The following is a 13,208-nucleotide window of genomic DNA, read 5'->3' as shown; positions in this document are numbered from 1 at the left end:
TTATTTTGCTGGAAAATCCATTCGGAGAGGAGATTTTTAATGAAAAACAAGGGCAATCCCTGGGCATTATTGCCGCTTTTGGCTTTCCTTCTAATTTTTATTGGAAGCGGCATAGCAACAGGAGATTTCAATAGCATTCCAATCATTGTCAGTGTATCCGCTACAGCCGGAATAGGACTGGCAATGAACAGAAAAAAGCCATTCATGGAAAAAGTAGAGATATTCACTAAAGGGGCAGGTCATCCCGATATTATATTAATGTCCATCATTTTTATCCTGGCAGGGGCCTTTTCTGGTACAGCTAAAGGTATGGGTGCAGTTGATTCAACAGTGAACCTTGCACTCTCTTTTATCCCGCAGAATCTGCTTATGGTCGGAATTTTTATCATTGCATGCTTTATTTCATTATCAATGGGAACATCAATGGGGACAGTTGTAGCTCTCGCTCCAATTGGTGTAGCTCTTTCTGCGGAGACCGATATTTCCGTCGCATTGGCCATGGCAGCAATAATAGGCGGTGCCATGTTCGGGGATAATCTTTCCGTCATTTCTGATACGACCATTGCAGCGGTCAGGACACAAGGAACGAGAATGACCGATAAATTCCGTGTGAATTTCTTAATCGTCCTGCCTGCTGCATTGCTTACGGCTTTGATTCTTGGGATTTTAACAGCAGGTCAGGAAAGCGTGGTAACCAGCGGGGATTACAGCTTTTTGAAAGTAGTCCCTTATCTTGGCGTATTGGCTGCAGCTTTGCTTGGCATGAATGTCATTCTTGTCCTTAGCGGGGGTATCCTTCTTGCAGGGCTGATCGGAATTGCAGACGGCAGCTATACCTTTGTTTCATTCCTGCAAATGGTTGCTGAAGGAATGGCTGGTATGCAGACCCTTGCGATAATTGCCATCCTCATTGGCGGATTGGTTGAGATCATCCGATTTAATGGCGGAATCGATTACTTGCTTCACATGGCTACAAGCAAAATAAAATCTCGCAGGGGAGCTGAATTTGGTATTGCGTCACTTGTCACCCTGACAAATTTATCTACAGCCAATAACACAATTGCCATCATTATTGCAGGGCCGCTTGCCAAAAAAATTGCAGATCAATATGAGATTGACCCACGTAAATCAGCAAGTATTCTTGATATATTTGCCTGTTTTGTACAAGGGACTATCCCATATGGGGCACAGATGCTGGCTGCTTCCGGGCTCGCTGCCATTTCGCCGGTGAGCATCATGGCATATTCCATTTATCCAATATTAATTGGCATTTGCGGTGTTATAGCCATTTTGATTAACTTCCCTAAGCTAAAAAAGCAATAGATGAAAGAGCCTTTGTTGGGCTCTTTTTCTTTTCGAATAATGCTATGTTTTGGAAATAATCTTTGATATAATTAGAACGAATGTTCTGTCAAATTTTGCTGAGCCATTGCCGTTTTTTGATTTGGTATAATGGTAACATTGCAGAAAGAATCTCAGGCAAGGAAAAGAGGGTGTTAGATATGAAATTTATCCATACCGCTGATTGGCATTTGGGCAAGCTGGTCCATGGTGTATATATGACCGGAGATCAGCGTCATTTTTTGCATCAATTTATTGATGTGGTAGAGGAAGAAAAGCCGGATGCAGTCGTTATTGCAGGAGACTTATATGACCGTTCCGTACCTCCGACTGATGCTGTAGAATTGCTGAATGAAATCCTTTTTAAAATAAATGTAGAGCTCAATACACCTGTGGTTGCCATAGGAGGAAACCATGACAGCGCTGAAAGGCTGTCCTTTGGTAGCTCCTGGTACAAACAAAGCAAGTTCTACCTGTCTGGAAAACTGGTAAATGATTTTAGGCCCATACATATTAATGGTGTGAACTTTTATCTGGTTCCGTATGCTGAACCCGGAATGGTCAGGCATTTGCTTGATGACGACCGTGTGCATTCCCATGATGATGCAATGAAGGCAATTGTGAACAGAATTGAAGAGTACCTGAATCCAAATGAACCGAACGTTCTTGTCGGACATGCTTTTGTTTTGGGCGGTGCTACCAGTGATTCGGAGAGGACCCTCTCTGTCGGAGGATCAGGCTGTGTCCATTCCAGCAGCTTTGATCCTTTCTCCTATACGGCACTTGGTCATTTGCATAGTCCTGATGCCATAAAGCATGACAAGATCCGCTATTCAGGCTCCCTATTAAAATATTCTTTTTCCGAAGCTAAACAGGAAAAATCCATTTCTATTATAGAAATGAAGGAGAATGGTGAATTTGACTTGCGTACTCGTTCATTAAAGCCTAAAAAAGACTTGAGAGAGATCGAAGGGCATCTGGATGAACTGATGGATCCAGCTTTCTATGAAAAACAGAACCTTGATGACTATCTGAAAATCACCCTTTTTGATGAAGGCGCATTGCTTGATCCGATTAATAAGCTGAGACAGGTCTACCCAAATGTTCTTCACCTTGAAAGAAGGATAGCCGTTACAGATATGAAAAAAAGCTCCTTCCTTTCGATGAAGGAAGAGAAAAAGTCGGAGCTTGATCTGTTTAAACAATTCTATGAACAAATGACCACTTCCGAATTTACAGAAGATAAACAGCAGGTTATGACCAATGTGATCGAAAAAGTGCTAAGGGAGGAGGCGCTGAAATGAAGCCATTAAAATTAACGATGCAGGCGTTCGGCCCCTACGCAGACAGTGAGAGCATTGATTTTACGGAACTTGGAAATCGGACCATGTTTGTCATCTCCGGAAAGACGGGTTCAGGTAAAACCACTATTTTTGACGGCATCAGCTATGCGATTTACGGAAAGGCGAGCGGGGAGGATCGAAATGGCCCCGAACTTCGAAGCCAGTTTGCGAAAAATAATACACTAACCGAGATTTCCCTCGAATTCATTTTAAGAAATAAAAGATATTATATTACTAGGTCTCCTCAGCAGGAAAAGAAAAAGAGCGCGGCGATGGCACGACGACAGTAAGTGCCAAAGCAGAACTGTATATGTATGGTGAAAATGGAGAGCAAAAGCTCCTGGCTTCAAATGTCAGGGATGTTGATGAAAAGATAAAAGAAATTATGATCATTGACAGCAATCAGTTCAGGCAAATTCTGATGATTCCCCAGGGAGAGTTCCGAAAGCTCCTAACTTCTGAAAGCAAGGATAAGGAAGTCATTCTTCAGCGGTTATTCCATACTCAAATATACAAAAGCATAGAAGAAAAACTAAAAGAAGATGCAACTGAATTAAAAAGAACGGTAGAAGAACAGATAAAACTGAGAGATCAGTATTTTAATCAGGTTCAGGCTTTATATAGCGAGGAGCTGAAATCCTGCCTCGAAGCAGGAAGTGTTAATGACACCCTGCTCATGCCGCTTCTTGCAGAGGAAATTAAGGAAATGGAAGCAGGCCTTGCTGAGCTGACAGAAGCAGGCAGGAAAAAGAAGGAACAGAGAGATCATCTTCAGCAAAAGCTCTATGAAGCTGAAATGGTACTCAAACAGCTGAAGACGAAAGAAGAGCTAATGCAAAGGAAAGAAGAGCTGGAGGGGCTTAGGGGCCAATATACTGCCAAAGAGAATGCCATTGCTCTTGCCCAGAAAGCAGCCCTGCTTAATCAGCAGGAGCAGCTCTGTCATGAACTGAAGAAAGATCTTGATGCAGCACATGCCGATCTTCATGAGCTTCAGAAAAATATAGGCACTCTTGAAACTCTCCTAAAAGAAAAGCAAGATAAATGGGAATCTGAAAAGAACCGCGAGGAAGAAAGAAAACAAGCTGCCGAACAGGTTAATCACCTGCAAAATATGAAAGAGGACATTCTCTCGTATGCAAAAGTGGAAAAGCTGGTCCGTTCTCTTGAAAAAAATCTTGAATACCTCCGGCTTCAAAAGAGACAGAAAGATGAAGCCCATCAAAAAGCTGATTTACAAATAAAAACACTTTCTGAAGAAAAGCAGGACATTGAAAAGAGTAAGCTTGCACAGATTGAGAATGAACGAAACCTGGAGAAACTGACAGACGAAATAGAACGGCTTCATAAATATGAAGAGCTGCATAAAGAGCATCAATTATCAATGAATGCCTTCAGCAATAAGAGAAATTATTTTGATCAGACTTCATCCAGGCTGACTGATGCCAAACTGCTTGTGGAAGAACTGGAGGGCAAGTGGCTTCATGGACAGGCATCGATCTTGGCAAACAGGCTGCAAAACGGGGAGGCATGTCCGGTCTGCGGCTCAGAACACCATCCAAATCCGGCTGTATCTCCGCATGATATTCCGGATGAAAAAGACCTAAAGGAAGCAAAAAAACAGGCAGCTCAAATTGAAGCCGAGAAAGCGAAAGCGGAGTCTGCTTTTTATGAAGCCCAGTCCCGCATGAATTCCAGCGAGAGTGGATTGGCTGAACTCACAGCCCAAATACAAAAACACCGTCCTGACTTTAAACAAGAAAGTTTGCTAGTGCTGAAAAATACTCTTGCCGATCAAAAGAAGGATCTTCTGAAAATTCATGCTGAACTGAAGAAGAAATCTTTAAGGCTGGAAAACTGTACTGCTGAGTTAGAAAAAACACAGCAGAGGAAAGAAGCTCTAGCTGCAGAAATTGACCGGCTGCAAGACCAAATAAATGACGCAGCCATTTTGCATGCGGAAAAGAGAAGCAACTTGGCGAGGATGACGGATACTATTCCTGAAAACCTGCGGTCTATTGATGCTTATGAGTCAAGTTTGAAAACTGCTGCTGAGAAACTTGAAATTATGCAAAGGCAGCTGGAATCATCCCAGCAGAATTATCAAGATGCAAAGTCGGCCCTCTTGGCAGAACAGGCAAAACTGGAGACACTTCAAAAGCAGGCTGATAAAATCGAGCAAAAGCTTGCAGCCGAAAGGCAGAATTTTGTGCAGCGCATGAAGGACCAGGGCTTTGAAGTCTACGGAGAATACCGTGATGCCAAAAAATCAGAGGATCAGATCAGGCAGCTTGAAGGTGAAGTAAGGGAATATCGGGAAGAAGTCCGTTCTGTTCATGATCGATACGCTGAGCTGGGGCACCTCTTGGAAGGGATTGAAAAACCTGACCTGGATAGCTTGCAGCTATTATTGCAGGAAACAGATGATCAATTGAAACTGCTGCAGGATCAATATACAAATCTGTTTATGATGAAAAAGCAAAATAAAGAGACTATGCAAAAAATCGAAGAAATAAATGAAAATATGAAAGCCCTGGAGGAAAGGTACAAAGTAATCGGGCACTTGTATGAAATTTCAAAAGGGCAGAACACTTACCGAATTACTTTTGAACGATTTGTCCTGGCGGCCTTTTTAGATGATATACTGAGGGAAGCCAACGGACGTTTATCAAAGATGACTAGCGGAAGATATATGCTGCTTCGAAAAACAGACCGGTCAAAGGGCAACGCACAAAGCGGCCTGGAATTGCTAGTGTTCGATCAATACACTGGACAGGAAAGGCATGTTAAAACTTTATCTGGCGGAGAAAGCTTTAAAGCCGCGCTCGCACTTGCTCTTGGTCTGGCGGACGTGGTGCAGCAATACGCAGGAGGGGTATCCCTTGAGACGATGTTCATTGATGAAGGATTTGGAACACTTGATCCCGAATCATTAGATCAGGCAATAGAAGCATTGATCGAAATCCAAAGCAGCGGAAGGCTTGTAGGCATCATCTCTCATGTTCCTGAGCTGAAGGAAAGAATTGATGCACGTCTGGAAGTAACAGCAAGCCAGACAGGAAGCCGTACACAGTTTCAATTTTTAAATTAGGATTCAAGGAAAAAGGATAGACCTTCTATCCTTTTTCCAATACTATTAAAGTTGGTGAAGACTGTTGAGGAAGAAAGTCGTTTTATCATGGAGCGGCGGCAAAGACAGCTGTCTGGCTCTAGATGTTCTAATAAAACAGGGGTACGAGGTTGCATGCCTTCTGACAACGGTTCCAAAGGAAATTGGCAGAACGTTCGGGCATGGTGAAAAAAGGAATTAATCCAGCTTCAGGCTAAAAGCTTGTCCATACCTGCAGAGTTTATTTATTGTACTTTTGAGGATTACTCGGAACGTTTCGTGAGTGATTTAAGAAAAATAAAAGATACATATGGGATTACAGGCATTGCATATGGGGATCTATACTTGGATGGTCACCGCGAATGGGGAGAAAAAACAGCTGCCGAAGCAGGATTGGATGCGGTATATCCTCTATGGATGGAGGAGAAAGATAGTCTTAAGGCATTAAAGGCCTTTGCGGAATCAGGCTATAAAGCCAAAGTCATACGTGTCCGGGAAGATGTATTGGACAGCTCCTGGCTGGGCAAGGAACTTAATCAAGACTTTGTAAGCAAAATTGAAGATGAGCCTGTCTGTCCAATGGGTGAATCAGGTGAGTATCATACATTTGTTTATGACGGTCCGCTATTTTATAAAAGCATCCAGCTGGACTCTCCTGTAGTGATTCAGCTTGAAACCACGAAGAAATTGGAATTTGGTGAGTTTAGGCTCGCTGAAAAATAAAAAAACGTCATTGACGAGAATGTGCAGGTAATGAAATGATCGAAATTAAGACATCAGCAGTAAGCGATGGCGAACATAATAGAGGAGTCTTTGCTACTCGTGATATTAAGAAGGGTGAACTGATTCATGAGGCTCCGGTCCTTCCTTATCCAAACAAAGAGCATCAGTATATTGAAAAAACGGCTCTGGCTGATTATGCATTTGAATACGGAAAAAATCACAGTGCCATTTTATTAGGCTATGGGATGCTTTTTAACCATTCCTACAAGCCAAATGCAGTATATGATATTAACTTTGACAATCATACCTTTGACTTTTTCGCTTATAGAGACATTAAAGCAGGTGAAGAGGTATTGATTAATTATAATGGGGAAGCTGATAATGATGATCCCCTTTGGTTTAATAAATAATTTAATTGAGTCTAGTCCTTTCCAGGCCTGGAGAGCAGTCTCCAGCCCGGAAGGGAGAGAATAGTTTGTCCGATGTATTTTCTCATGATTATAAAGCTTTCCCTTTTATGTCTTTTTCCGCGCCTCATATTGCCATGATTGTGTTATTTGCAGCAGCATCAGCGCTTTTATTCATATTCAGAAAAGGGTTATACCGGCTTGATCAAAAATTCAGGCTGTATATGTTTCTGCTGCTTTTTACACTGGAGCTGCTTTACCATTTCTGGCTTTATCATGGCGGGAAATGGGATCTTTCCTTCACTCTGCCGCTCCAGCTTTGCTCCATAAGCTTAGTCCTTTGCTTGTTATTATTGGCATCAAAATCTAAGGCCGTCTTCCAGATTGTCTATTACATAGGCGTCACGGGGGCAATAATGGCCATTCTGACTCCTGAGCTGTTTTTAGGCTTTCCTCATTTTCGCTATTTTCAATTTTTTATTACTCATAATCTAATTGTTTGGACTTGCCTTTATTTCGTGTTTGTTCATCAATTCAGGCCAACAGGAAAGGGTCTGTTCCAATCTTTTATCTTCCTGAATCTCTGTGCAGCTGCGGCATTTTTCGCAAACAAGCTAACAGGAGGAAATTATATGTTCCTTTCCCGTAAGCCTGAGAATACTTCATTATTAGATTACTTCGGACCTTACCCTTATTACATAATAACACTGGAGATAGCGGCATTAATGCTGTTTTCATTATTGCTGCTGCCATTCAAAATGATTGGAAAAATAAAGCTGGAAAGGCGGAATCTGCATGAAACCTGCAAAAATAGGGATTGATGCTGGAGGTTCTCTGCTGAAAATGGCATTTGAAGAACAAGGTCAAATCCATTACAAAAGCTATCCGATTGATGAGCTGTACAGTTCAATGAATTGGCTGAAAATGACTGCTGCTGATGCGCCAATTGCCTTGACAGGCGGGAAGGCTGAATACCTTCAAAATGAGTTTTTTCAAAATGCCCGGATTGTTCCTGAATTTGAGTCTTGCGGTATGGGTGCATCCTATTTGATGAAGCAAGATGGATTATCCTATGAAAATTTTCTCTTCATAAGTATAGGCACAGGAACCTCGATTTCCCTAAACAACGGCGGGAGTATCTCAAGGGTGACTGGGAGCGGCATTGGCGGGGGCACGTTGATGGGACTGGGAAGATTGCTGACTGGTGAAGGTGACTTTTCCAAGCTCGTTTCGCTGGCTGCCAGCGGGAAAGCAGAGAATGCAGATTTATTGGTCAAAGATATTTATTCACCATTCGATTCACCGTTAGATGGAAGCCTAACTGCGAGCAATTTTGGGAAAATTAAGGATGATCAAGTAAGCAAGGAAGACAAAGCTGCCAGTTTAACCAGCATGATTGCTGAAACGATAGTACTCTTAAGCACTCAGGCTGCAGATCAGCACCAAATTGAATACATAATTTATATAGGAAGCACACTTCGGCATAATGCCCCGTTAAAGCACCTGTTAGAGAAATATACCGCCATGCTTGGCAAGAAACCTGTCTTTATTCAAAATGGGGCGTATTGTGGAGCATTAGGTGCGATGCTGTCCTTATAAAACCAGATGATTGAAAGATTCTTTTTTCAGGATACAGTTGAACAAGAATGCAAAAAGAAGCAGGTGGCAGATTTGATGAAAAGATACTTTACAATCGGTATGGCTGGCCATATCGATCATGGAAAAACTACATTGACTAAAGCATTAACAAACGTGGATACAGATAGGCTAAAAGAAGAAAAAGAAAGGCAAATATCCATAGAACTAGGATTTGCCCCTTTACATGAAGATGAGGAAATTCAAATTTCAGTAGTGGATGTACCGGGTCATGAACGTTTTATCAGGCAAATGATTGCAGGTGTTGCAGGTATTGATTTAGTCATCCTGGCTGTTGCAGCAGATGAAGGTGTTATGCCGCAAACAAGAGAACATCTGGAAATTCTTGATTTTCTGGGGATCCGAAATGGCATTGTCGCCATAACAAAAATTGATCGTGTGGACGAAGAGTTCACCGGCCTTGTAAAAGAAGAAATTATTGAGGAACTGAAAGGAACTGTTTTTGAAGATGTTCCATTTATTTTAACAGATAGCTTGTCAGGCAAAGGGATTGAAGAGTTAAAGCAGTTGATTATTCTTACGCTGAAAGAAAGGGACACACGGGATGCAAAAGGCGCATTCCGCCTTCCAATCGATCAGGTATTTACGGTGAAAGGCCAGGGAACCGTAGTCAGAGGAACTGTTTATGAAGGAAAAGTCGAAGAAGGACAGCTTCTGAAAATCATGCCAAATGGTATTGAGACCAGGGCACGCCAGCTGCAGGTACATCATCAGCCTGCAAAAGCGGCATTTGCAGGGCAAAGGGCAGCCATTAACCTTTCGGGTGTTTCGAAGGAGGATATTGAGCGGGGAGAGGTCCTTGTATCGTCTGGGCATTTCAGCGTCACGAAAACCATTGATGTGGCAGTAAGAATGGTGGGAGATTTAGAGCATATCGTCAAACAGAGAATGCCGATCAAATGCCATATTGGTACAGCTGAGGTCATGGGCAAAATCGTCTTTTTTGACCGTAATGATTTATCCAATTCAGAGGGAGAAATTCTCTGCCAGCTCCCTTTAGAAGAAGAAGTCGTCGCCAAAAGGGGAGACAGGTTCATTTTAAGACGGCCTAGTCCCCAGGAGACTATCGGCGGGGGCTGGGTTATAGATCCCAACGGGGAAAAATACCGGTTCGGCCAAAAAACCATTGAAAACTTAAGCCGGAAAAAAGAAGGGACACCGAAAGATCGCATAAAAACGGCGTTGTCAGATGATAAGGTACTTACGGTTTCAGAGATTACAGCAAAAACCTCACTGGATGAATTGACGGTTAAAGAAATACTTAAAGAAGAAGATTTTCTGAGTATTAACAGCAAGGAATTCACTTTAGTAGCCATCAAAGAGGCAGTAGAGGAAGAAATAGCTGACCGCCTGAATGAGTTCCACCTGGAAAATCCAATGAAGCAAGGGGCCAATAAAGCAGAATTGCTGCAGGCAATGCAGAATAAATATCCTAAAATGCTGGTTGAATTTGTTTTGAATGCAGCGATTGAAAAGAGCGCGTTCCAACGAAAAGGCCAGTTTTTACAGAATAAAGGTTTTTATCCGCATGTACCGAAAAGCTGGCAAAAACGCACTGACAATCTTCTTGCTGACTTAAAAAAAGATGGCTATAAAGTAAAGCCTTTCGATGAATATTATGCTTCTGCAGGAATCCCAGAGAATCTCAAAGGCGATTTAAAACGCTATTTAGAAGACCAGGAAATCGTCGTACCGCTAGATGCACAATACTATTGGCATGGTGATCATTTTAGAAAAGCAGTAGAAGAACTGAAAAAGAGCACAGCTGCTGAATTTGAAGTGGGCAATGCAAAGGATGTATTGGGTCTTTCCAGAAAGTATATGATTCCTTTTCTCGAAAAACTTGATACTTTGGGAATGACACGCAGAGCAGAAAATAAAAGAATATGGATTTAAAGTAAGGAGTTTTCTTTAAGTAGATCAGCTTTAAAATGCTGATCTATTTTTTGTTTGGGGAAAAGAAAGTTTAATCAGAATAGTCCGAAATATGACGAAGATTTACCCGGTTACCCCTGTTATTGTGGAAATAACTACTAATAAATACAGGACAAAGTTACTACAATTTAACCAGTGTAGGGAATTCCATGAAATTATAGATGATTTTACCTATTTGTCCATTATTTTCAGATAGGATTTTACTAGAATTATTACTAATATTAGGTTGTCAAAGAAATTTAAGGAGTGTACAACTTGAAGAAACAACTACTTACAATGGCTGCGACAGCTGGTTTTTTGATTACACCGTTCAATGGAGAAGCAAGTGCTCATGAAAATAAATATATAGTTCAGTCTGGCGACACCTTATGGGGAATCTCCCGCTCTAACAATCTTTCAATTGAAGAGTTAAAGACATGGAATAATATATCAGGATCGATAATATATAAAGGACAAGCTCTGACTCTTCTGGCACCGCACAGCCATGACGCTTCAACAGGAGGGTCTTCTGGCGGTACAGTCAGCTACACAGTGAAATCGGGCGATACTTTATGGGGAATTGCAAGAACACACGGCCTTTCCGTCAGTACACTAAAGAGTTTAAACGGATTCAGCAGTGACACGATATATCCAGGTCAAAAGCTAAAAGTGAAAGGTTCGGCTAACATTGCTGCACCTTCTGCTCCTGCAAGCACTGGATCCTATACCATCAAAAGAGGAGACACTCTTTCAGGTATTGCATCTCGCCATAACTTATCGGTTTCACAACTAAAGGCAATGAACAACCTTTCTTCTGACTTGATTTATGCTGGTCAGACTTTAAAAGTATCTGGTACGGCATCAAGCAAGCCGGCAGAATCACAGGTTGCAGGCCAAACGACATCAAAGGTGAATGAACTGATTTCTGAAGCTAAGAAATACATCGGTTCACCTTATGAATGGGCAGGAAGCACACCTGCTGGATTTGACTGCAGCGGCTACCTGAACTATGTATATGGTAAAGTGGGAATCTCTATTCCTCGTACTGTAGCATCCATTTGGAGCGCGACAAAACATGTTGCAGCACCAAGAGTGGGCGATTTGGTTTTTTTGAAACATACAAGTCCGGTCCATCACATGCAGGTATCTACCTTGGCAATTACAAGTTCATTCATGCTGGTTCTTCACGAGGTGTAGAAATCAGTGATATGAATAATTCATATTGGAAGCCTCGTTATTTAGGGGCGAAAACGACTTTTTAATCATTCTGCTCATGAAAAAGTACTCAACGCTCAAATGCAGCGTTGAGTACTTTTATTAATCTCTGCGATCACTGAAAGTCTTTGAGAGTGCCTCCTTTGCATCTCCCCATTTTTCCTGTGCCTGTCCCTTGAATTTATCCATATTCCCTTCAGCTTCTTTGGATTCATTATTGGTCAGTTTGCCATATTGCTTTTTAAATTCGCCTTTTAATTGGTCCACATTTCCATTTGTCTGGTCTTTGTTCATAAGTATCTCCTCCTTGTGTTTGCTTACTTCTTATTTACCCAAAATGAGCACTCTAAAACTAACTGAGAAATACAGCCTTCACACTTATTGGAGAATGATAGAAAATAAACACGACTTATTCAAAGACGTGTTTTATTCTTGATCATTCAATTTATTTTCTAATGATAAAATTTCCCCCTCCAAAAGTTTTATAGCCCTTTCAAGCTCTATATTGCGGGCAGTTCCAGGATTAATAATTTCTGCTTCATTATTAGACATTTTTTGAAGCTTTGGCTTGCTGAAGGCTGTTACTGTGTTCGTTTCTATACTTACTAATTGTTCAAGCCTCTTTTTTCCTTTAATATAATGATCTCACTGCTGGTGTCACCAGAATCTGATTTATGGAATAAGTGAAGTGAATTTTCATTTTCAGGTATTTGAATCAGTCTTTCATTTTCCCTTTCCAAATTCTCAATTTTACAATGCATTTCCCAAAACGTTAATTCAAGCTCATAAATTCGTCTTTCTAATTTGTAAATCAGCTCTTTATCTTCTTTTATAAAAAGTTCATCTGTTAAATCTTTATTATGAAGCTCATAAACTGATTTCTGTAGGTTATGCAAATATGACCTTTGTTTTTTATTTTCTTCAGATAATAAAGCCAATTTCTTTCTCAAGGTATCATTTTTATTGATCAATTCATTAATTTGCATCATGTTATTTTCGAATTCTATTGAGTCATCTCTTTTAAAAGGGGAGCTAAGCATGGACTGACATTTGGCTAATTCTGATTTTAGGTTAGTGATTTTCTGCTGTATCTGGTTATCCATATTGGGAGTATGATTGCGGAGCATGTTCATTCTCCTTTCTGATATTCTACATTCTTTCAGCTGCAATACATTATTTCTTAACATTGCCCATAAGTTTACCGTAAGAGATAACATCCGAACTAAAAGGGGAGTTTGGATATTCCTTGATCTCATCTCTAATTAATAGTAACTGAGCAATTATTTCTTTTTGTACATGCTCCAACAACACCTTTTCTTCATACAAATCCCTGTTTAATGCTTCCAGCTGCTCATTTTGCTGTTGAAGCTGAAGGTTTTTATCATCTTTTATTTTTAATTCATTTATATTCATTTCATTTTTCTTTATTTTATCTTCATATTCACTAATTAAGGTACTGTATTCCAGTATTTCAAGAAGAAGCTTTTCATTTTCCTCTTT

Annotated in this window: 14 protein-coding genes and 1 pseudogene; 11 read left to right on the top strand and 4 right to left on the bottom strand. The window is 40.9% G+C overall.

The genetic code is table 11. The features are described from left to right. The first annotated feature begins 39 nt into the window (after window positions 1-39). The 11 genes and pseudogenes from M5V91_RS09880 to M5V91_RS30940 all read left to right on the top strand — a co-directional run bounded on the left by M5V91_RS09880 (window position 40) and on the right by M5V91_RS30940 (window position 11,755). Window positions 40-1,323, top strand: a complete 1,284-nt coding sequence (locus M5V91_RS09880) for a Na+/H+ antiporter NhaC family protein (protein WP_251175210.1) — start codon at window positions 40-42, stop codon at window positions 1,321-1,323. 179 nt (window positions 1,324-1,502) lie between these two features. After that, window positions 1,503-2,645: an exonuclease SbcCD subunit D gene (locus M5V91_RS09875; RefSeq protein ID WP_284522068.1), complete on the top strand. Its 1,143-nt coding sequence runs from the start codon at window positions 1,503-1,505 to the stop codon at window positions 2,643-2,645. After that, the gene (locus M5V91_RS09870; RefSeq protein WP_284522067.1) at window positions 2,642-2,974 is read left to right on the top strand and encodes an AAA family ATPase; all 333 of its coding nucleotides are present in this window, start codon (window positions 2,642-2,644) and stop codon (window positions 2,972-2,974) included. Before M5V91_RS09875 ends, M5V91_RS09870 begins: the two co-directional genes overlap by 4 nt. A gap of 20 nt (window positions 2,975-2,994) precedes the next feature. Next, entirely contained in the window at window positions 2,995-5,775 is a 2,781-nt protein-coding gene (locus M5V91_RS09865; RefSeq protein WP_284522066.1) for an SbcC/MukB-like Walker B domain-containing protein, read from the top strand. A gap of 64 nt (window positions 5,776-5,839) precedes the next feature. After that, window positions 5,840-5,995: a Dph6-related ATP pyrophosphatase gene (locus tag M5V91_RS30415; RefSeq protein WP_369425955.1), complete on the top strand. Its 156-nt coding sequence runs from the start codon at window positions 5,840-5,842 to the stop codon at window positions 5,993-5,995. A 20-nt stretch (window positions 5,996-6,015) separates the two neighbouring features. Next, window positions 6,016-6,516, top strand: a complete 501-nt coding sequence (locus M5V91_RS09860) for a Dph6-related ATP pyrophosphatase (RefSeq protein ID WP_369425954.1) — start codon at window positions 6,016-6,018, stop codon at window positions 6,514-6,516. Between the two features lie 35 nt (window positions 6,517-6,551). Continuing rightward, on the top strand, window positions 6,552-6,926 hold the full coding sequence (locus M5V91_RS09855) for an SET domain-containing protein (RefSeq protein ID WP_009334820.1): 375 nt from the start codon (window positions 6,552-6,554) through the stop codon (window positions 6,924-6,926). A gap of 65 nt (window positions 6,927-6,991) precedes the next feature. Continuing rightward, window positions 6,992-7,744 (top strand): YwaF family protein, encoded by a 753-nt coding sequence (locus M5V91_RS09850; protein WP_019382447.1) that lies wholly within the window; start codon window positions 6,992-6,994, stop codon window positions 7,742-7,744. Next, window positions 7,719-8,522, top strand: coding sequence for a type II pantothenate kinase (coaW, locus tag M5V91_RS09845; RefSeq protein WP_019382446.1), 804 nt, complete (start codon window positions 7,719-7,721; stop codon window positions 8,520-8,522). The genes M5V91_RS09850 and coaW overlap by 26 nt, the downstream gene beginning before the upstream one ends. A 75-nt stretch (window positions 8,523-8,597) precedes the next feature. Next, on the top strand, window positions 8,598-10,475 hold the full coding sequence (selB, locus tag M5V91_RS09840) for a selenocysteine-specific translation elongation factor (protein ID WP_284522065.1): 1,878 nt from the start codon (window positions 8,598-8,600) through the stop codon (window positions 10,473-10,475). Window positions 10,476-11,291: 816 nt separating this feature from the next. Continuing rightward, window positions 11,292-11,755 (top strand): annotated as a pseudogene (locus M5V91_RS30940) (C40 family peptidase). A gap of 55 nt (window positions 11,756-11,810) precedes the next feature. Here the strand turns inward: M5V91_RS30940 and M5V91_RS09825 are convergent. From M5V91_RS09825 to M5V91_RS09810, 4 genes are all read right to left on the bottom strand, one after another. Continuing rightward, the gene (locus M5V91_RS09825) at window positions 11,811-12,002 is read right to left on the bottom strand and encodes a CsbD family protein (protein WP_251175215.1); all 192 of its coding nucleotides are present in this window, start codon (window positions 12,000-12,002) and stop codon (window positions 11,811-11,813) included. A gap of 132 nt (window positions 12,003-12,134) precedes the next feature. Beyond that, entirely contained in the window at window positions 12,135-12,260 is a 126-nt protein-coding gene (locus M5V91_RS09820) for a hypothetical protein (protein WP_284522063.1), read from the bottom strand. Window positions 12,261-12,313: 53 nt separating this feature from the next. Continuing rightward, window positions 12,314-12,877 (bottom strand): hypothetical protein, encoded by a 564-nt coding sequence (locus tag M5V91_RS09815; protein ID WP_284522062.1) that lies wholly within the window; start codon window positions 12,875-12,877, stop codon window positions 12,314-12,316. Window positions 12,878-12,881: 4 nt separating this feature from the next. Further along, window positions 12,882-13,121 (bottom strand): hypothetical protein, encoded by a 240-nt coding sequence (locus M5V91_RS09810; RefSeq protein WP_284522061.1) that lies wholly within the window; start codon window positions 13,119-13,121, stop codon window positions 12,882-12,884. Between the last annotated feature and the right edge of the window lie 87 nt (window positions 13,122-13,208).

It is taken from the genome of Cytobacillus pseudoceanisediminis (genome assembly GCF_023516215.1).
In the GTDB taxonomy this organism is placed as follows: Bacteria; Bacillota; Bacilli; order Bacillales; family Cytobacillaceae; genus Cytobacillus; species Cytobacillus pseudoceanisediminis.
The sequence above is the reverse complement of the archived record's forward strand: the minus strand, read 5'-3'. Positions and strand labels throughout refer to the sequence as shown.